This is a genomic window from Candidatus Eisenbacteria bacterium, assembly GCA_016867715.1.
In the GTDB taxonomy this organism is placed as follows: domain Bacteria; phylum Orphanbacterota; class Orphanbacteria; order Orphanbacterales; family Orphanbacteraceae; genus VGIW01.
The window spans coordinates 1-17,862 of the sequence record VGIW01000066.1 but is presented as its reverse complement, the minus strand read 5'-3'; the positions used below and the strand labels follow the sequence as shown (position 1 = coordinate 17,862).

The following is a 17,862-nucleotide window of genomic DNA, read 5'->3' as shown; positions in this document are numbered from 1 at the left end:
TCGCAATCCCGCGCGCGGTCTTTCCCACTTCGACCCCGATCACGGGATGCCCCTGTCCCGAGACCATCATGAGTCGCAATCCCGCGCGCGGTCTTTCCCACTTCGACGTACTCCGATCTCGTTCTTCCGTTTGTCAATAATCTCCTGTCGCAATCCCGCGCGCGGTCTTTCCCACTTCGACGGCGGAAGCCCTCGACCAAGTCGACGAGGCCCTTACCTGTCGCAATCCCGCGCGCGGTCTTTCCCACTTCGACATTCTGACGCCGTACCACGATGTCGCGGGCAAGGACTGGCGTCGCAATCCCGCGCGCGGTCTTTCCCACTTCGACTGGTGACGTCGGTGTGGCGCGCCGAGATATTCAGAAAGTCGTAATCCCGCGCGCGGTCTTTCCCACTTCGACTATGGAATCCACTTCATCTCTGGTGGTATCACCATGTGTCGTAATCCCGCGCGCGGTCTTTCCCACTTCGACAGCTGCCCCAGTAAACCACACTCCTGACGCAAGTTCCAGAGGCTTCTCCGGGGATGATCGAAAAAAGCTCCTCGAGAGGTCGAAAAGGGGCTCGAAGTGCCCCAGTCGGACCTCCATAACTCTTCTGTCGTCAATACGTTGCAAGCCTTCCGGGGATGACGAGGCCTGAAAAAGCCATCTCCGGACGACTCAACCCACTCCAAATCAACGCGTTACGGGAAACGGGCACCCGGGGCCGCGAATCATCCCCCCCGAGGACCGGCTCTTCCTCCCGCAACTTCTTCAAATCACCATACATGATCGCTCCCCGGCCCCTTCTCCGCGATTCGTCTCCCTCGATCCCGCGAGGAGGGTCGACGCCGCGTCCCCAAGCGGCTTTCCTAGCGCATGCGTGGTCCCCCGAAGGAGGGACGGTCCGACGCTAGCGGGTGGTAGATCCAGTCGGGATCGGGGGTTCCGTCGATGAGACGCGCTCTCTCGGCCGGAAGGATCGCCACGCGCGCCTCCTCCCCGATTTCTCGCGTCGAGAGCAAGAAGGAGAGCGGCTCGATCACGTGCTTCGCGATCGCCCGATGCAGAGGTCGTGCTCCATACTTCGGCACGTGCCCCTCCTCCAGGATCGCCTTTTGCACCGCAGGATGGAGATAGACCGCGGCGACCTTCCCCGCCAGCCCCGGAAGCCGCGAGAGCGCTCGGATCTCCCGGCTCATGATCTTCGCGACGTCCTCGCGGTCGAGCCGACCGAACGGCACGACATGCTCGATCCGGTTCACGAACTCCGGCCGGAAGACCTCTTCGAGGCGATCGCGGATCGAGTTCGGGTCGGGAGCGGGAGGAGGGCCGGGGGCGAACCCGAGCGCCGGTCCGAACAACTCGACCCCGATGTTCGACGTGAGCAGGATGATCGTGTTCGAGAAATGGGCGACGCTCCCGTCCACCCCGGTCAGAGTGGCCTCGTCGAAAAGCTGGAGGAAGAGATCCATCACCTCCGGATGCGCCTTCTCCACCTCGTCGAACAGGAGCACGGAGAAGGGACGAGCGCGGATCCGCTCGACGAGCGACGGCTCTCGCGGAGCGGCGCTCCATCTCTCCGCGTACCCGAGCAGTCTCCCGAGACTCTCCCGCGTCTTGAACTCGGACATATCGTACCGGAGCAAGTGCTTCGCGGTGCCGAAGAAGAACTCGGCGACCGCCTTGGCGAATTCAGTCTTCCCCACCCCGGTCGGACCGGAGAGCCACACCACCGCGATCGGCTTCCCGGGGTCGTTGAGGCGAGCACGGTAGCGCGCCACGATCGCGCTCGCCGCCCGGACCGCGTGCGTTTGCCCGATGACGCGCTCCTCGAAGAACGATCGGAGCCCTTCTTCGAGCGCCCCTCCCGCCACCGGGCGGGAATCGATCATTTCGAGCGAGAGGCCGGACAGCCCGGCGATGTGCGTGTGCACGTCCCCCGCCTGCAGCTCGAGAGAGGCGGCCGGCGCCCCCGCGGGCTGCTCGAGCGCTTGGCGGCGGGCCGCCATCTTCTCGCTCAGGATCGCGCGGATCAGATCGATCGATTTCCCCGGATAGGCGAGGGTGGGGAAGAAGCGGCGGCACGCGCTCACGATCTCGTCGGTGAAGCCCGGGGCGAAACGAACCGAGAAGCGACGCCCAAGGTGGTCTTCGTAACGCTGGAACCAGGGCCGAAGCTCGGGCTCGGGGAGCGGCGGCACATCGAGCACGGCCAAGCGGCGGAAGAAAGCGGGCGCGAGCCGGAGGAGCGTTTCGCGGCCGCGGGGCGTCGTCTCGGCGACGAGACGGAAAGGCCATCGTTCAAGGCATGAGGTGAGGAGGTTCGCGATGTCGGTCGCCGGCGCGTTCGCGGCGGCGCCCACACCCGCCGCGAGCTCGGCGTTGAGCAGAAAGAGAATCGCCTTCTCTTCCGCCGCATGAGACGCGATCCGATCGAGCTTCTGCCCGAGCTCTCCCGCGTAGTGTGCGTCTAGATCGAGAATGAACGGGGTCGTTTCGTAGATCTTCCGGTACGGAAAGAGACCCGGGGTCGGCTTCGCGCGCTCGGCCTCGTCCTTCAGCATTCCGTGAATCCGGAACGCGAGCGCCCGCATGAGCGAGCGCTTCCCAACCCCTTCGGGACCGACGAGAAGGACGTCTCGATCGGTCATCAGGACGGCGAGGCGGGAGATGAGATCGGTCCGCTCGTAGGTGAACTCGAGCTCGCCTCGCCCGGCGAGGGAGACAAGCTCGGGCCCGAGGCGCTCCAGAACGAAAAGGGATTCCCACTCTCGAATCCGGTCTTGTCCCACGAGATCTCTCCTGCGCGGATGAGAAGACCTGAATTGTAGCGGTTTGAAGCGGGCCGTTCAAGGTTCTCGGCGCGGGTCCTCCGCCTTGATCCGACAGAAACTCCACCGGTGTCTTCCCGGCCGGGGCCCGGGGCGAGGGGGTGCCGGAAGAGACACCCCGAGCGCGCCGGGCTCACGACACGGTGCCGGGCCGGCAAGGCCCGGCGCGCTCGGGAACTCGCCGGTTCACCCGCTCGCCCCGCGCCCCGGCGGCCCTGCAAGGAGCACACTTCTGACGGGTTGACGTTAACCCGCCCCATCACCTTCCGATCCCGCGCGCGGTCTTTCGCCATTCGACTCCGTGCAGAGTTCAAGGCCAGGGAAGTGGAAACGATCGGTCGCAATCCCGCGCGCGGTCTTTCGCCCTTCGACTCAACCGAAGATGCGGTGACGCTAGAACAAGCGATCGATGAGTCGCAATCCCGCGCGCGGTCTTTCGCCCTTCGACCGGTTGATATGTCACGTCTCATCGTTCTCCTCTTTTCCGGCGTGCGGGGGCCGGTGTGTGGCTTGCCCGTCCGGCCCCCGTGGGGCGGGCGCAACGCGCGATCTCTACGCGCCACGCCCGCCCCGTGACAAGGGGCCTACGACCACCAGTTGCTAAAGAACTCGCAGCACTGGCAAGTGTCGCACGCCTCGCGAATCCACTCTAGTGGATTCCAGATCGAAGCGCTCGCAACACCAGCCGCAAGTCCGACGAGAAGCAACGCGACCATGAGTCGCCTCATTTTCGCTCACCTCCTTCGAACGTGACGGTGAAAGTTTCTCTCGCGCGATTCTCCCAAGCCTGTCCTCCTTCAGACCTGAGGGGCATAAGGATACAGAACGGAATCGCGCCGCGAATCGGCACGAGACCGTAGAGTCCGCCTACTGTCCCTGCCGTACCGTCTGATTCGATCCAGCGAGATCGGCGGAGCAACGTCTCCCGCTGGACGAGGACTACCTCAACGTATTTCCCGCTCGCGCGGACGGGAAGCCCAACTGCCTCCCCGCGCCAGACGTGGCCACCCTTTTCGACCGTTACCGAACCGACGCGCAGAGAGTCGGCGTCCGCCCAGAAAGAGAGCGCCACTAGGTCTTCACCCTTTGCAAGCTCCGACAGTAGCGTTTTCGTCGCGGTGTATCGAAGATGCCGAATGATCGGTTCGCCCTCGCCTCCGGGTCCGACGCTACGTAGTGCGCTCTCGCTACGATCGGCATTGATCCACGCGATATACGAGCAGGATCTTACCTCCCTCCCGTGGATTGTCACCTCGACCGGGTCTGGTAGGCCCGCCAAAGAAGCCGCCGGGATTCCTGCGAGTAGCGCGGCGGCCCCGGCGAGCGCCGCAAGTACGCGCGAGTTATGCGCGCGCATACCGCGTTCATAACTCGCATAGCGTCCGCCCCTCATAGCTTCTTACCTGGCTCGAAGCGCCCCGGCATCACACGCCAGCCACGACGACGGAGGGCGCGTCGTGAAGGCCCGATCCGCTTCCAATAGCGGCAACGGAATGCCGCATCTTGTCCCCACGCATCTTCTAGGCACGGTGCGACACAGAACAGCTTGCCATTGGGATGGTAGATTCCGTACAGTCTCATTTCTCCTCCTCTCCGTCTTCCTCCGGATCGATCGTGGCCAGGACGCGGGTGAGTCGCAATCCCGCGCGCGGTCTTTCGCCCTTCGACATCACTGCGCGTCGCGATGGTGCCGCTTCCATCTGTCGCAATCCCGCGCGCGGTCTTTCGCCCTTCGACAATCCGTCAGTTGGAACTGGTAGAGAGGGAAGGCCGGTGTCGCAATCCCGCGCGCGGTCTTTCGCCCTTCGACAGACGGAATCGGATCAGAGGACTCTGGGCGGAATGGGTCGCAATCCCGCGCGCGGTCTTTCGCCCTTCGACCTCTCCGCATATCCCGATAGGGGAAGCGCGAAGAACCGGAAGTCGCAATCCCGCGCGCGGTCTTTCGCCCTTCGACTATGAGGACAAGAACAAGCAGACCCACTGGGTGACAGAGAAGTCGCAATCCCGCGCGCGGTCTTTCGCCCTTCGACAGCGGAACGTCCAGTGAGTCTACATTCAGTGCAGAAGTCGCAATCCCGCGCGCGGTCTTTCGCCCTTCGACTCTGGGAGGATACGGACTTCCAGACCGAGAGTTGGGTAGTGAGTCGCAATCCCGCGCGCGGTCTTTCGCCCTTCGACAGTTTGGGCTTCCACATGGGGAATATACTCCTCTTGATCGTCGCAATCCCGCGCGCGGTCTTTCGCCCTTCGACTTCGGAGTATTCCGCTCGTTCGTCGAGGCGGTCAGCAACAGTCGCAATCCCGCGCGCGGTCTTTCGCCCTTCGACAGACAGTGAGTACGAGATCCCGCACGCCGGGAGAGAGAAGGTCGCAATCCCGCGCGCGGTCTTTCGCCCTTCGACCTGAGAGGGGCTGATGCCGATGCCGAGGACAGGGAGTTGTCGCAATCCCGCGCGCGGTCTTTCGCCCTTCGACGAACGGGAATCCGTTTCCCGAGTCGCGCGCTTGTTGTCGCAATCCCGCACGCGGTCTTTCGCCCTTCGACAGCACCCCTAGCAAACCACATTCTCGCCGCAACTTCCAGAGCCGTTTCCGGGGATGATCGCAAAAAGCTCCTCGAGAGGTCGAAAAGGGGCTCGAAGTGCCCCAGTCGGACCTCCTTAACTCTTCTGTCGTCAATACGTTGCAAGCCTTCCGGGGATGACGAGGCGAAAAAAGCCATCTCCGGACGACTCAACCCGCTCCAAATCAACGAATTACGGGAAATGGGCCCCCGGGGCGGCGAATCATCCCCCCCGAGGACCCGGCCGGATACCTCTAACCTGCTCAAATCACGATACATGGGTCGCCGCCCGCCCCCTTCTCCGTCTCCCCGATCCCCATCGAGGCCCTCTGGCACTCCTTGCAGATCCGATAGATCCTCACGTTCCCGATCTCCGAGGTCTCGATCGCGGCGATCTCCCTCTCCAGACGACCGACCAGCTCCCGGAGCCCCTTCTCCTCCAAGTCGCACTCGAAGACCGACTCCTGCACCCGGTACCCGAACGCCTCGCAGAGATCGGCGATCCGGGCGCGGAGGCGATCGTCGCCGATATCATACACCACCACATACCTCACGCGTGAATCCTCAAGGGCTCATAGGCCGTCGCTTCCCCGCGCACGAACGCCTTGAGCGCCCGAACCTGTCGATTCATGAAGGCCAAGTACGTTTCCTTCTCCGACGCGCCCGGCGGCGTGAACTCCGTGAGAAGACGCCCCTCGAAGCGACGGATGAAGTCCTTTCGGGCGTCGATCGTAAAGAGGCACGGGTAGGGACCGGAAGACGTTCGGGTGAAGTCCTCCGGCTTGATCTCGTTCCGTCGGATCGACGCGATCACGAAGCCGTCGGCCAAGTGCCGCATCTCCTCCTGAAGATCCGAGGCGAGCGCGTGATACGCCCCACGCTCGGCGTGGTAGAACCCGATTCTCGGATGAAGACCCGCCGCGAGGATCGCCGTCGAGAGGTGGTTGTAGAGCATCGTGTACGCGAGGGAGAGCATCGCGTTCACCGGATCGGGAGGCGGATGCTTCTCGCGCTTCCGAAAACCCCACGCGGCGGGGAGGCTCTCCCGGAGCGCGGAGAAGAAGAGCGCGGCCCCCCTCCCCTCGAGTCCACGGAGCATCTCAAGCGAGGTCTGCTCGAGACACTTCTTCTCCAGTTCGCGGAGGCTCTCGCCCAACTCTCCCCACCCCTGGAGCGTATGCCGAGCGGCGAGCGCGGCCGCGTTGTGGAGCTTCGCGGCAACGATCAAGCGGGCGATCGCAAGACACGCGCTCGAGTCGCTCGCCTTTCTCCCCTGCGCCTCCCAGAGGGGCCAGTCGGGAGCGTGTGTCGAGAAGGACGCGTAGAGCTCTCCCGAGCGACGGCAGAAGTACGAGGGGACGCCGAGGCGAGAGAGCGTGAGAAGCACGGGAACCGTGACCCGGACGCGCCCGATAAAAACGACATGAGAGAGCGTGCGCGCTCCGAACTCCCGGAGACCCTCGGCGAGAGTGCCGACGACGAGCTTCTCCTCGCGGAGGAAGATCTCGGCGGCCGGATCGGCGAAGTAGAGAGGGCGGAGGATCGGGCCGGCATCGGAGAGTGATCGCGCCCGCACCTCCCGCGCCGCCGGATCAGCGGCGGGCTTTCCGGCGGAGGAGCGACGAAGCGCCTCGCGAACGGTCTCGATGGGCACGGAGGCGAGCCAGGACGCTTCGGGAACTCGGACATCGCCGTCCGCCGGGTGCGAGGGTTCCTCCGGCCTCTTGCTCTCGATCACGAGCGATCGACAGAAGAGGTACCCGAGATAGGAGAAGCCGTCTTCGAACGAGCGGATCTCGGTCTTCTCGACGTTCAAGCGGAGGCCGAGGTCGGCGAGGGCCGAGCGCGCCTTCTCGCGCGCGGCGCGCGCTTCGTCGAGATCGCGGCAGAGAATCAAGAAGTCGTCCGCGTATCGGACGAGACGGAAGTTCTCGCCGAGAAGCTCCTCGTCGAGCTCATCGAGAAAGAGGTTGGCGAGAAGGGGGGAGATCACCGCTCCCTGCGGAAGGCCGCGCGCTCTCTCGATCCGTCGGCCGCGAAAGACGACCGGGGCCGCGACCCAGCGCTTCATCAGCTCGACGAGAGGTTCGTAGGGGTAGAGCGCCTCGAGCTTCGCGAAGAGGCGATCCCAATCGACGGCGTCGAAGAACGACGCGATGTCGGCATCGAGCACCCAGCGGAAGCCGTCGTCGTAGGCGCGCCGGACGGCGAAGGCGGCGGCCGAGCGCGAGAGCCCTTTGCGATAGGCGTACGAGGAATCCTCGAGAAGGGTGTCGATCGCGGGGGCGAGGAGATCGCACGCGGCGCGCTGCGCGGTCCGATCGAGGAGCGTGGGGATCGCGAGCGGGCGCACCTTGCCCCCCTCTTTGGGAAGGAGGACGCCGAGAAGCGCCTCGGGCGCGTAACGCCCCTCGTGGAGCTCGGCGGAGAGGCGGTCGATCAGGCGGTCCGCATCGGCGAGCGCGTCCTCTGGGGTGAGACCATCGATGCCTGAAGCTTCGGTCGACGCGACCACGCGTTCGAGTGCGGCGCGGAGCGTCTCCGGCCGCGCCGTGCGGGAGAGGAGCGTGGCGGCCGGCGGAAACTCGAACGGGGAGAGAGAGCCCGTCTCGATTCGATAGCGGCCGAGCCCGAAGCTCGCCTTCTCCCCGGCGTGGAGGAAGCTCCCCTGAAGGAGAATGGGGAGCCAATCTTCGGGGACCCCCTCCAGCGTGACCCTTCCCACGACCCCGCCGAGCGTGAGCCCGTTCGAGTGTCCGTTGTGAGCGCCGCGCATCCCCGGGATCGGGAGGTCGAGCCAGAGGAGGCGCGGATCGACGGCCGACGCGCCGTCGGGAAGAGGGGGACGAAACGCGCGCTGTTCGTCCTTGGTCGCCTCGCGTCCGTGCGCGAGACGGAAGAGGCGTCCCCACACCCGGGCGAGAAAGTGCGCGGCCGGGAAGCAGTCGGCGTTCAGAAACGTGGCGCCCTTCACCTGGAGCGCGTTCGGTCTCTCCATGCGGAGCGGCGAGAGGAAGCGGATCGTGAGCGGACCTCCGGCTTTCGCGAGAGCGATCGCCTCGGCGTCGAGGTCGGGCGCCGGAAGCGCGCGCGCCTCGGCGACCTCGAAGTTGCCGGCGAATGTCGGGAGCGGACGGTTGCGGTCGGGTTCGGTCTTTCCGATCCGTTCGAGCCCCGCGAGAAGCGAATCCGAGAGCGCGCTCGCCTCACCGACAAGCGTGACGCCGATGTGATAGAGATCGCCCGGCTCCGCCCGCACGCGGCCCGATTCCGGCGCGAACGGAATCACCCCCTCGGGGAGCGGATGCGCCCCGAGCGCGTTGCACAAGAGCCCATTCACCGCCCCCCCGTGCAAGAAGTGAAACCTCGCCGGACGCGTGAAGCGGAGGGTGAGGAGGAGGGGGAGGAAGGGGAGGTTGAAAATCATGCCGATCCAGAAAAGGATTGCCCTCTTGAACCGGATGGAGCCGCCCCGCGATGAGCCCCCCGAATCATCTGCGAGGGCCGCGTCTTGCGGAGATCCATCGTGGGGTTCGGCACCTCTCCAGCCAACACAGCACTTTCGGACCGGCGGCGAACAAGAGATAGGCCGCGATCGCCCCGAGCACGAAGGAAACGAGAATCGCGATTCCGATGTACCCCCAAGCGGCGGACGTGCTAATCGTCAACGCCCCGACCATCAGCCCGATGAGCGCAACTCCGATCGCGCTGATGTTCAAGTACGTTAGACGGCCAAGACGACGGTTCACGGTGGCTTGACTGAAGTCATGGAGAGCGCGGACCTGCTGATCCACCTCAGCGAAAAGACGTTCGTTCCCCATGTTCCGGTTCCAGAGATCGAACATCTCGATCCCCTGCTCCTGGGCCGTGACCTCGCAGAACCAGTACTTCGTGTGGAAACGCAGGAAGTCGGATCGGATCCGCTCGATGTCTTTGTTGAGTTCGGGGTTGTCCAAGTCGTCGGGCGACCGGAGCCTGCGGGAAATCAGTGCGCTGCGGTGGGAAAGATCAAGGAGGGCCGCTCGAAGAACAAGCAAGAGATTGGCCATTTGGAAGTACATCGAGTCGAATTGCCCAAGAAGGGCGTCCCGGGCAAACTCCTCACCACCTCCACCGTGGAGAAGGAAGACCCCGGAATAACGCGTGAATCCGTAGTACGTCCCGTAGTCCCTGTAACGCAGGTAGAGAGCCTTGGCGAGCATCCGGTCGCGTAGATCGTGGTTGGCGACATAGCCTCCTCCCGCCGGATCCACGAATAGAAGCCGGGCCAAGCTCTCCCGGAAGCCCTCCGGTTCTTCGGTCAGCTTCCCGAACACGTTCTCCGGATCCACGACCGGTTCTGGGTCCGGAGGCGACGGCGAATCCAGACCTCTGTCTTCCTGATCGGCCACGACAAGAGAGAACACGAAGTTCCGTTCGTCGAGGATCGGCTCCATCTTCTCGGTGGGGATGCCGAGATCGTTGCCCAGTCGTGCCAACCAGAAAAGGAAGTGATTCGCAATGTAGGGAAGGCGCTGGCGTGTGCCGAAAACGCGGTCAAATCGGTCGCCGAAGTTCTCTCTTCGGTCCGGACCTGACTCGCCACTCGCTTCACGGATCTCAATCTCCACCGGTAGTTCCCGCTTGCTCTTCTGAAAGGCCGCCCAACCATCTCCCGGCCTGTGGTCCTTGGACACGAGACTCTGTTTGACCTCGTGGAAATCAAGGAAGGAAGGTGCTCGCCTCCGAAACAGGTTGTTGATATCGAGCACGTCGCCGAACGAGACATCTGCCGAAAGCCCCTGAGCTTCTGCTTCTCTGCGGTCCCACATCACGGCGAAGGAGAGGACGCCGACATCGAGGTCATAGATCATCGCCTGAACGTCAGTCAGCTTGAGGACTCGACTGACGGCCGCTTCAGCCCCCGGGCGTTTTGGGATCTCGATCCGAAACGTCCATCCTGCGATCCGGTCATCGCCGACTTGGTACACAAGGAGGGACCTGTCCTGCGCATCTAATCCGAATAGAAGGTCGCGCGCGTGAGAATGGAAATAGGTGAACTCCGCGTATGTCTCTGGAGTGTTCTGCACGATCGGAGGAGAGACCCGAAACCAGGGATCGCCCCCCGGGGCACCCAACCCCATCCCAGAAAGCCGCTGGAAAGTCCCGGGCGGAAGCGAGAACGGATAGAAGACGTACGTCTTGAAGAGCCTCACATCGTTCCCCCCTTGCTGGAGGCTAACCGCGCGAACTCCCTCACTCCAACCCTGCCCAATCGACGAGATCCCTGTATTTCCCCGCGTGACGGGGATGCTCCTTCCATGCCTCGATCTGCCTTCTTCGCAGACCGAAGAGAAGCGCTCTCGAGAGCTTCTTCCGCAAGTCCGGGTCTTCTTGACCCTTGACGTGTCGATACATGAGAGTGAGCCTTCCCTGCTGTTCGGGAACTTCTTCTTCCAGACGGTTTGAATAGTCTTCGACTTCCGGGTCGATTCTCGACTCCTCGAGACGCGCGAGCAGCGAACCTGACCTTTCGGTCTCCTCCATCCGGCCGTATCCACTGGATGTCTTCGCGCCGATCCCTTCCTCACGGAGTGCTAAGAGGAGGATCTCCATTGCGCGGTCCCGCCAACCATCCGGTCCTTCGATCGCGAGAAGAAAGCACACCCCCGGAGCCACAGTGAGATAAGGCACCGGAATCGGATCGTCCCAATCAGCGGGGGGAGCGGGGTTCTCCGACGCCCCGTAGTAGTTTCTGTGATGGACCGTGAGCACGTCGCGTATCAGCGGAGCTTCGTTGCTGGCCCTAGGAACAAGCCAGGCGTCGTTGAACACGAGACAGCCTGCCCCCTCCACATGGCCGAAGAGGGTGTCGTAGAAGGTGAAGTCCCAATCATGGCCCTGCCCTGCCTGCAAGCGCTTGCTTTGCTTCAAGACGCCGCTCGGGCGGTACTCCTTTCCTTCTTGGTCGGAGCTCCCGAACCTCCTGAGACAGAACCGCCGGGCAAGCCCTTTGAGAGCCGAGCCGGGAAGCACCGGCACTCCGTAGGTGTGGTGCAGAGCGATCGAGGTCTCCAGGACGCAGTCTGCGCCGAGACCCACGATGACCCGGCCGATGGTCTCGACCGGAACCAGATAGGTTTCCCTTCCTCTCAACGAGGCGACCCAGCGCTGGAAAGCCCGGGGGTAGAAGTCGGGAGGGCGGATCCGATCGATCACCGCCCCGATCAGGGCACGTTTTTCTTCGCCCTTGTCGCCGTGCTTCCTCGCCCAACGATTCAGCCAGAGACCCGGATGAGTCGATTCGCATGCGGAGACCCCGGAGAGACCATTGCGCCTCGCAACTGTTTCCTTCAGCTCGCTCATCGCTCCTCGCCCTCATCAGTCCTCTTGACCTCGAGGATCGACTCGCAGAACCGGCCGTAGTAGACGGCTGCGAGCAGCGCGATGCGGGTGGCGCGCATATACTCGGGGCAGGAGAGGGTGTGGAGCGGATTCGACTCGCCGAACCCTTCCTCTAGTATCCCTCTCATGTGTCCGAGAAAGGCTCCGTATTCGGGGTGCTTCGGGACATTCCTGCTTTCGTAGAACGCCACGGTCTGCATGAGGCCGTTCGTCAGGACAAGACCCGGGAATCGGAGCCAAAGGCGACCGTACTGCTTCGCCCAGCTCTTCCCCTTGACCTCTTGAATATGGCCGAGGGCTCGACCCGCCGCCTTCTGGGAGTTCGTCCGGATCGCCATGACCTCCTCCTACATCCTCACCAGGCGCGCACGCCCGCACCCGACGGTCGCCTTCCCGCCCAGCTGCACTTCGCATTCCTTCTGCTTGGCATCCTCCGCCTTTCCCGTGAACGCGAAGTTCAGGATCTCGGCGGGCCCCTTCAGAGCGTCGACCTTCTTGAAGGACCTCTCGGCCAAAGCCACGCCCCAGAGGATGCTCTCCGCGGGGATCAACTCCTCGTACCAGAGCGCTCCTTCCTTGACTACCTTGAGATCGTCCTCGATCCGCGTCCGCGCGCGAACTTCGAGGGCTGTTTCGTATAGAAAGGCGAAGACATCGTCGCTCAGAATCGCGAACCGCCTGCAAAACTCGGATTGCCATCCGGCGTCCCCAGGAAAGACCGCCTTGGCGATTGAGGATGCCCAGCTCGCGGCCTGTTCCCTGTTGTCGGGCCGGATCTCGAGGTCGAGATCCTCGAGGTGGAGTTTGCCCGAGGCGGATCCGGCGCCGACGAGCGCGCAATCCGACTCGTTGACGTGCGCTTGGTGTTCACCGAGGACGATCGGGTGCCAGGGGACAGTCGGGAAATCCCTCGAGAAGCGATGAAGAAGGATCGGAGAGGTCGTCCAGGCAAACGTCCCGCAGATCGACCGAACGGGAAGGCAGAGGAGCTTGGCGTCTGAGAACGAGACGGCCCCCGCGTGCTCGTCCGACTTGTCCGTGTCGGGGCCGAAAACCGCCCGGGCCTCGTTGCTTCCGTCGTCATACTTGGCCCGCAGCACTCCCTTGATGCCGCTTCCGTACTGGAGCGGAAGCATCGTGGTCACCTCGCGAGCGACGGGTAGATCAACCGAACCGACCCCCGCACCGACGCCGGGATGGAGAGGGGAAAGAGCATGTATGAAGAATGTACATACGGTCATCGAGCGATCCTCCCGCAGCCCGTTTGCCTAGGACCAGACGCCCCAGAGGGCCAGCCCGAATCCATCTCGTTCCTGTTGGTTCGTGCAGACGGATCGAAGCCACAGGTCGCTCGCAAGGACCCGGGGATCGCCCGTCTTGACCTGAAAGAAATAGACGCTCCCGGCAGGAACCAGCCTCCGAAGCGGCTTGGGACCGCCGCGCAAGAGGTCCCACCCGCCCAGGGGACGCCACCGGGGAACACACGCGCCGACCAGCTCGAGCTCGAGGTGTCCGGAGGCCCCCGGAGGAGAACCGCGGAGTGGGCTGTTCTCCGGCGTTGCCGCAGGATCCAGCCAATCCGGACACCAGCCGGCCTTGAAGAAAGCCGGAGTGGCAAGCTGCATACGGACTCTTTTCGCCGCCGCCAGCGCGTTCGCCAGAGAGTCCGGCGGCGCTGAAGGCCATGGATCCTCGTCGGCAACCGCTTCGAAGCGGGCGATTCCGCCGTCGCCGCCGATCCGATGTACCGCCGGATCGATCGGCTGGTCGAATCGGACAAGCAGCGAGCCCGCCTGGAAGACGCTCGGTCCCGGGAATCCTCTCCCGCGATCGAGGAGCACCATCTCGGTGGTGTAAAGCATGCCGGCCTCGGCGGTCTCGGTCGTGTTGTTCATCTTCAGGCGCGTTCGCGGATCGAGGCTCGGGTCGAACCACACATCCCCCGACAAGGGGGGAGCCGCCGGAGGGTCCGCGAGCCAATCGTAGACCCCCCCCGCGGCCAGAAATCGCCCTGTGGGCTCCGGCTTGAAGGAGTTGCCGGTGCATCCGATCGGGCGAAGCAGGTGGGGGAGATTCACCCCGGAACCCTCTCCGACCGAGAGGGGGCGGAGAGGAACCACCGCGCCACCCCGAACTTGAAGGTCCTGAGGCACCGGGAAGAAGATTTTGTTGTCGAGGGCGAGAAGGGGTCCGAGGACGGACCAGGAGAGAAGCGTCTCTGCGTTCGATTTCGTGAACGCCATGTCAAGCTGCTTCGCCCGGAGCGTACGCACCGTCCCCGCCGTCACGGACGGAGGGGGAAAATCTCGGCTCTTGGCGGTGCCTCCGACGACGGATGGTCGAGGATCCCTGAACATGAGAGCGCCGTGAGGCATGATTCGAACCGTGTGCATCCGCCGCTCCTACCGAAAGCACCCCTTCTGGATGTTCTGGGCGATGATGATCTCGTCAGCCAGCGATTGCAGGGATTCCAGGTTGTGAACGCGACCCAGGATGTACTCTCTGTCCTCACCGACGATCTCCCCGGACGCCGGCCGTTTCTTTCCGAGCAATCGTCGCACCTCTTTGCGGAGGATTTCCTCGTTGTTCAGCGCTTCGATCCCCTCGTACTCACGAGCCAGCACATAGAGGTCGTGAGACAGACCTTCCGGAATCCTCTTCGCATCGAGAAGACTGATCCACTTCCGAACGCGCTCCTCCGGGCAGTCGTTCCAGGGGAGGCACACGCTCGTGGGCGCACCGGAGCGCTTTTCAAGAACGATCGCGAGAGCGTTCTTCCGGCTCTTCGCTCTTACGTCCAGGGCTTCTCTCGCATGGGTCACCATCGTCCCGGCCATCGGAGTAAGGAGATGATTGATGGCGATCCCGACCGAGAGCGTTCCGCCCACCTCATGCAGAAAGAGCGATTGAAGCTCGTGCGCGCAAGGAACTGCGCGGTCGATCGGAAGAAACGCGAGAACATCGTCGCCGCCCGCGAACACGGAGACCCCTCGGTTCTTCGTAACGATCGCGGGGGTCTTCCAAGCGAACCGAGAGAGTTTCTCGGCGAGCTCCCGGTGTTCTGCTACGGTCTTGCAGGCTCTTGTCCATTGCCCTATGCCGTCTCCGTCCGCACAAAGCGTGGCGACATACGGAAACGGCCGTTTCCCGATCGTATCGAGTTGCCCGAGAATCATCTCTGCCTGCCTCTGGGCCTCTTTTCGGTCTCCCTCGCCCAGTCCTTCGAGATCATCGTTCTTGCCGTCCCTGAGAAGCTTGACTCGGGATTCAAGAAGAAGCTCGGCGTCGTAGGGGAAATCACCGTAGATGCTCTCGGAAACCCTTGATACGAGATCGAGCCCGGCGAGTCGTTCGATCGCCTCTCGAATCGACCGGAAGCTCTTCGAATGATCGCGGTTCGCTCCTTCAATCCAGGCGTCTAAGGCGATACGCGAGATCGAGGGAAATCGCCCCGTTCCGATCCGCTTGACGATCCCCGGGAGATCGAGTTCCTCTTGCCCCTTGATCCCGGCCCGCGCACGCTCCCTGGCGAAGCGTGCGCGCTCTCTCTGGAGAACCGTTTCGCGTCTCCCGTCGAGAGAGGACTTGGGAACTGAGAGAGCGGTCGGATTCGGAGCGAAATCGGTCAGGACCTCCCGTGCAGCGAGCAGAGCCTCCACAGTTGCTCGCGAGACCGCATAGTCATCCTCCAGCGGAACCCAAGCTGCGAAGAGCTCCACGAGATCGGAATCCAGCTGTGCTTTCCAGGCCTCTTCGTCGATCCCGATGTCGAGCCTCTTGTCGGCGAGATACTTCCGAGCCCGCTCAGAGGCTTTCGACCACTCGTCTCTCGCGGCCTCTCTTGCCTCTTGAGCCGCTGATTTCGGGTCTCCCCCGGCAGGAATCACCGCGAGGACTTGATCCGAAACCGGAGCGCTCCTTTCGTCGACGCCGGACGGGAATGTTGGGATGATCAGCTCGGCCTCGAACTCGGACCGTAGCCGATACGCAGCCGCCCTAGCCATCAGGGCCACGAGCTCGGACGAGAAGAACAGATCCCGGGTGCGACGGGAGGATTCGATGAATTCCGCTACAGGACCGATAGAGAGCATGAGAAGGTGAGAGGTCACAGTTTGATCTCCACAAAACCGCTGGGCCCAAGCTTCTTCTTCACCCACTCAAAGAATGCCGTCCGCACCTTGCTTCCCGGGGTCGCCGCCCCCACCTCAGCAGTCGCGAGAGGTGCGAATCGAACCTTGTCGCCCGGGGCGGCGACCATGTCGAAGGACGCTTCCGATCCAGCAACTGGGGTGCCCCCGTCGAAGAGAACTACATCCCCCTCGGGAAAGGCCCGGTTCAGCCAAAGGAGGCCGGGGCGCCAGGTTCCATCCGCGAAACCGAACGGCCGTACGATGAGGGGGCTCGCCAGACGCTCGAAGCACTTCTCGTCCTGCCTCCACTTGAGGGTTAGATCTCTTCTCTTCCAGACGAGATTCCCATCGCGGTCCCTAGCGGGCGTAAACCCCGGCTCCGGATTCGGGTAGGGACTGTCCGTCGCATCCTTGTCCTGGAATCGTGTAACGATCGGGAGCCCGAACGATGCCCTCGGCCAAGCCGGAGCATTCGTGAGCTTGGGGGAAGGTGGATGCTGCCAGGCCGTATGGGGAGCGATGGGCGTGCGGAGTTTTCGCATCTTGTCCGGCTCGGGCCACAGGGTTACCCCCCTCTTCCCACCTCCCGGCCGAGCTGCTGCCTGCCTGAATTCCGCAAGCCATCCAAGCGCTTCGATCCACGCGGCTTTCGGATCGGAGGACGCCGCTCGGGACGCCGATGCGATCAGGAAGAGCGATCCCTTGAGACGGGGGAAAGGACCAAGTGAACCGGAGCCCTTGAACCACGCAGAGAGAGCGCTTGGATCTTGAGGTATCCAGAACCCGTCTTCTCCATCCGGCACTCTCTCAAAGGAGAGCGCCCCCGCGCCACGCCTCGATCGGGCACCATACCCACCGAAAACCACCCAAGCACGCAGCGCGCGACGAACGTGGTCTTCGATAGCGATTCCGCTCACCTTATCGTCTTGGGGAAACCGGAGGTGGATCGAGAAGCTCACGCCCATCCTGAGCTTGCAGCCCTGCACGGTGCGGGCAGGGAAGAGAGCATAGCTCCGGACATCGGAAAGCGGCGGCGGGTCCTCGGGATCTCCCGGGGCAACATCCTGGACCGTGACCTCCACGGCGGACGGCCGGCTCTTCCGGCTCGGTTTCGAGGGATCACCGGTGGCTGTGAAATCCTCCCATTGTGTCCCGCCCCAAATCTCGAACTCGGCTTGACGCATCTCGTCCACGGTCGCGAACGCCGAACCCATTGTCGCCCGCCACCAGAAGCGAAGGTGACCGCGAATCGTCGGTACGCGGATCGGGTCCAGGTCATCGGACTTCCCGGGCTCCGTTCCTCCGCCGAAGATCGGCGTCACCACATGAATTGGGCAAACAAGGGTCTCGAGCCTATCCGTCTTGATTTCCGGGAAAGGATGGGGAGATGAACGTCCGGGCTTTCTAACGGGACTCACTTGTCCTCTCTCTCGTCAGGGCGAAAGGTCATCCGCGAGCCGCCGAGGGAACCGATTCCACGCTCACAAGCAATCGAGGACATGTTTCTCAGAGCACATTACGGAGCGCGTTCCTTGAGAGCTCCCAAGCTTTAGCTGGGCATTATGGGCTGGTCTGATCAAACCGTCAAGGGTTTTCTTATACGGACTGCCCGACTCAACCCTCCCGCGGGCATTCGGCAGGCCCGCGGGGATGGGCTGCTACCCGGCGCCCCCGCGCTCGCAGAACTCCCAGCAACGTCTGGACGTGGAAGTATCGGACAAGATCTCGGAACGGTGTGGGGTGGTGCGCAGCGTGAGTTTCCTCCATCTTCGAATGAAGATCCACTCGACACGCGGAGAGGACCCAATCTATCCAGGTCAGGTATCTCTCGGAATGATGACTTCCGATCCAAACCGGAAAGGCCGCGCGCGGGTTTGCTTTGGGGAAGGAGTGAGTGGAGAGGAGCGAGAAGAGAGAGGGGAATCGAGAAGGCCGTGCGGGATGGAGACCTTGAACCGCAATAGGTT

The 17,862-nt window shown here is 63.2% G+C and carries 12 protein-coding genes and 2 CRISPR repeat arrays; all 12 genes read right to left on the bottom strand.

The features are described 5' to 3' along the window. Nucleotides 1–4 precede the first annotated feature (4 nt). Nucleotides 5–473: a CRISPR direct-repeat array (repeat unit 30 nt; unit sequence AATCCCGCGCGCGGTCTTTCCCACTTCGAC). A gap of 380 nt (nt 474–853) precedes the next feature. The 12 genes from FJY73_10600 to cmr1 all read right to left on the bottom strand — a co-directional run bounded on the left by FJY73_10600 (nt 854) and on the right by cmr1 (nt 17,217). Further along, a complete protein-coding gene (locus FJY73_10600; GenBank protein ID MBM3321113.1) occupies nt 854–2,776 on the bottom strand; it encodes an ATP-dependent Clp protease ATP-binding subunit in 1,923 nt (640 codons plus the stop codon). 623 nt (nt 2,777–3,399) lie between these two features. After that, entirely contained in the window at nt 3,400–3,543 is a 144-nt protein-coding gene (locus FJY73_10595) for a hypothetical protein (protein MBM3321112.1), read from the bottom strand. Next, nucleotides 3,540–4,208 (bottom strand): hypothetical protein, encoded by a 669-nt coding sequence (locus tag FJY73_10590; GenBank protein ID MBM3321111.1) that lies wholly within the window; start codon nt 4,206–4,208, stop codon nt 3,540–3,542. Before FJY73_10590 ends, FJY73_10595 begins: the two co-directional genes overlap by 4 nt. Nucleotides 4,209–4,448: 240 nt before the next feature. Next, nucleotides 4,449–5,363: a CRISPR direct-repeat array (repeat unit 35 nt; unit sequence GTCGCAATCCCGCGCGCGGTCTTTCGCCCTTCGAC). Nucleotides 5,364–5,644: 281 nt separating this feature from the next. Further along, nucleotides 5,645–5,935, bottom strand: coding sequence for a CRISPR-associated endonuclease Cas2 (gene cas2 / locus FJY73_10585; GenBank protein MBM3321110.1), 291 nt, complete (start codon nt 5,933–5,935; stop codon nt 5,645–5,647). Next, complete coding sequence (gene cas1 / locus FJY73_10580) at nt 5,932–8,808, bottom strand: CRISPR-associated endonuclease Cas1 (protein ID MBM3321109.1); 2,877 nt, start codon at nt 8,806–8,808, stop codon at nt 5,932–5,934. Before cas1 ends, cas2 begins: the two co-directional genes overlap by 4 nt. A gap of 64 nt (nt 8,809–8,872) precedes the next feature. Continuing rightward, nucleotides 8,873–10,576 carry a hypothetical protein gene (locus tag FJY73_10575; protein MBM3321108.1) on the bottom strand — a complete coding sequence of 568 codons (1,704 nt, stop codon included), beginning with the start codon at nt 10,574–10,576 and terminating at the stop codon, nt 8,873–8,875. Nucleotides 10,577–10,616: 40 nt separating this feature from the next. Next, entirely contained in the window at nt 10,617–11,726 is a 1,110-nt protein-coding gene (gene cmr6 / locus FJY73_10570; GenBank protein ID MBM3321107.1) for a type III-B CRISPR module RAMP protein Cmr6, read from the bottom strand. Further along, complete coding sequence (cmr5, locus tag FJY73_10565) at nt 11,723–12,103, bottom strand: type III-B CRISPR module-associated protein Cmr5 (protein MBM3321106.1); 381 nt, start codon at nt 12,101–12,103, stop codon at nt 11,723–11,725. Before cmr5 ends, cmr6 begins: the two co-directional genes overlap by 4 nt. 9 nt (nt 12,104–12,112) lie before the next feature. Then, nucleotides 12,113–13,006: a type III-B CRISPR module RAMP protein Cmr4 gene (gene cmr4 / locus FJY73_10560; GenBank protein MBM3321105.1), complete on the bottom strand. Its 894-nt coding sequence runs from the start codon at nt 13,004–13,006 to the stop codon at nt 12,113–12,115. A 27-nt stretch (nt 13,007–13,033) separates the two neighbouring features. After that, nucleotides 13,034–14,158, bottom strand: coding sequence for a hypothetical protein (locus tag FJY73_10555; GenBank protein MBM3321104.1), 1,125 nt, complete (start codon nt 14,156–14,158; stop codon nt 13,034–13,036). 9 nt (nt 14,159–14,167) lie between these two features. After that, complete coding sequence (cas10, locus tag FJY73_10550) at nt 14,168–15,874, bottom strand: type III-B CRISPR-associated protein Cas10/Cmr2 (GenBank protein ID MBM3321103.1); 1,707 nt, start codon at nt 15,872–15,874, stop codon at nt 14,168–14,170. Further along, nucleotides 15,871–17,217, bottom strand: coding sequence for a type III-B CRISPR module RAMP protein Cmr1 (gene cmr1, locus FJY73_10545; GenBank protein MBM3321102.1), 1,347 nt, complete (start codon nt 17,215–17,217; stop codon nt 15,871–15,873). Before cmr1 ends, cas10 begins: the two co-directional genes overlap by 4 nt. Between the last annotated feature and the right edge of the window lie 645 nt (nt 17,218–17,862).

Bases quoted from the DNA above. Each gene is read 5' to 3' on its own strand.
- FJY73_10595 (MBM3321112.1), bottom strand. From the start codon at position 3,543: ATGAGGCGACTCATGGTCGCGTTGCTTCTCGTCGGACTTGCGGCTGGT.
- FJY73_10590 (MBM3321111.1), bottom strand. From the start codon at position 4,208: ATGAGGGGCGGACGCTATGCGAGTTATGAACGCGGTATGCGCGCGCAT.
- cas1 (MBM3321109.1), bottom strand. From the start codon at position 8,808: ATGATTTTCAACCTCCCCTTCCTCCCCCTCCTCCTCACCCTCCGCTTC.
- cmr6 (MBM3321107.1), bottom strand. From the start codon at position 11,726: ATGAGCGAGCTGAAGGAAACAGTTGCGAGGCGCAATGGTCTCTCCGGG.
- cmr5 (MBM3321106.1), bottom strand. From the start codon at position 12,103: ATGGCGATCCGGACGAACTCCCAGAAGGCGGCGGGTCGAGCCCTCGGC.
- cmr4 (MBM3321105.1), bottom strand. From the start codon at position 13,006: ATGACCGTATGTACATTCTTCATACATGCTCTTTCCCCTCTCCATCCC.
- FJY73_10555 (MBM3321104.1), bottom strand. From the start codon at position 14,158: ATGCACACGGTTCGAATCATGCCTCACGGCGCTCTCATGTTCAGGGAT.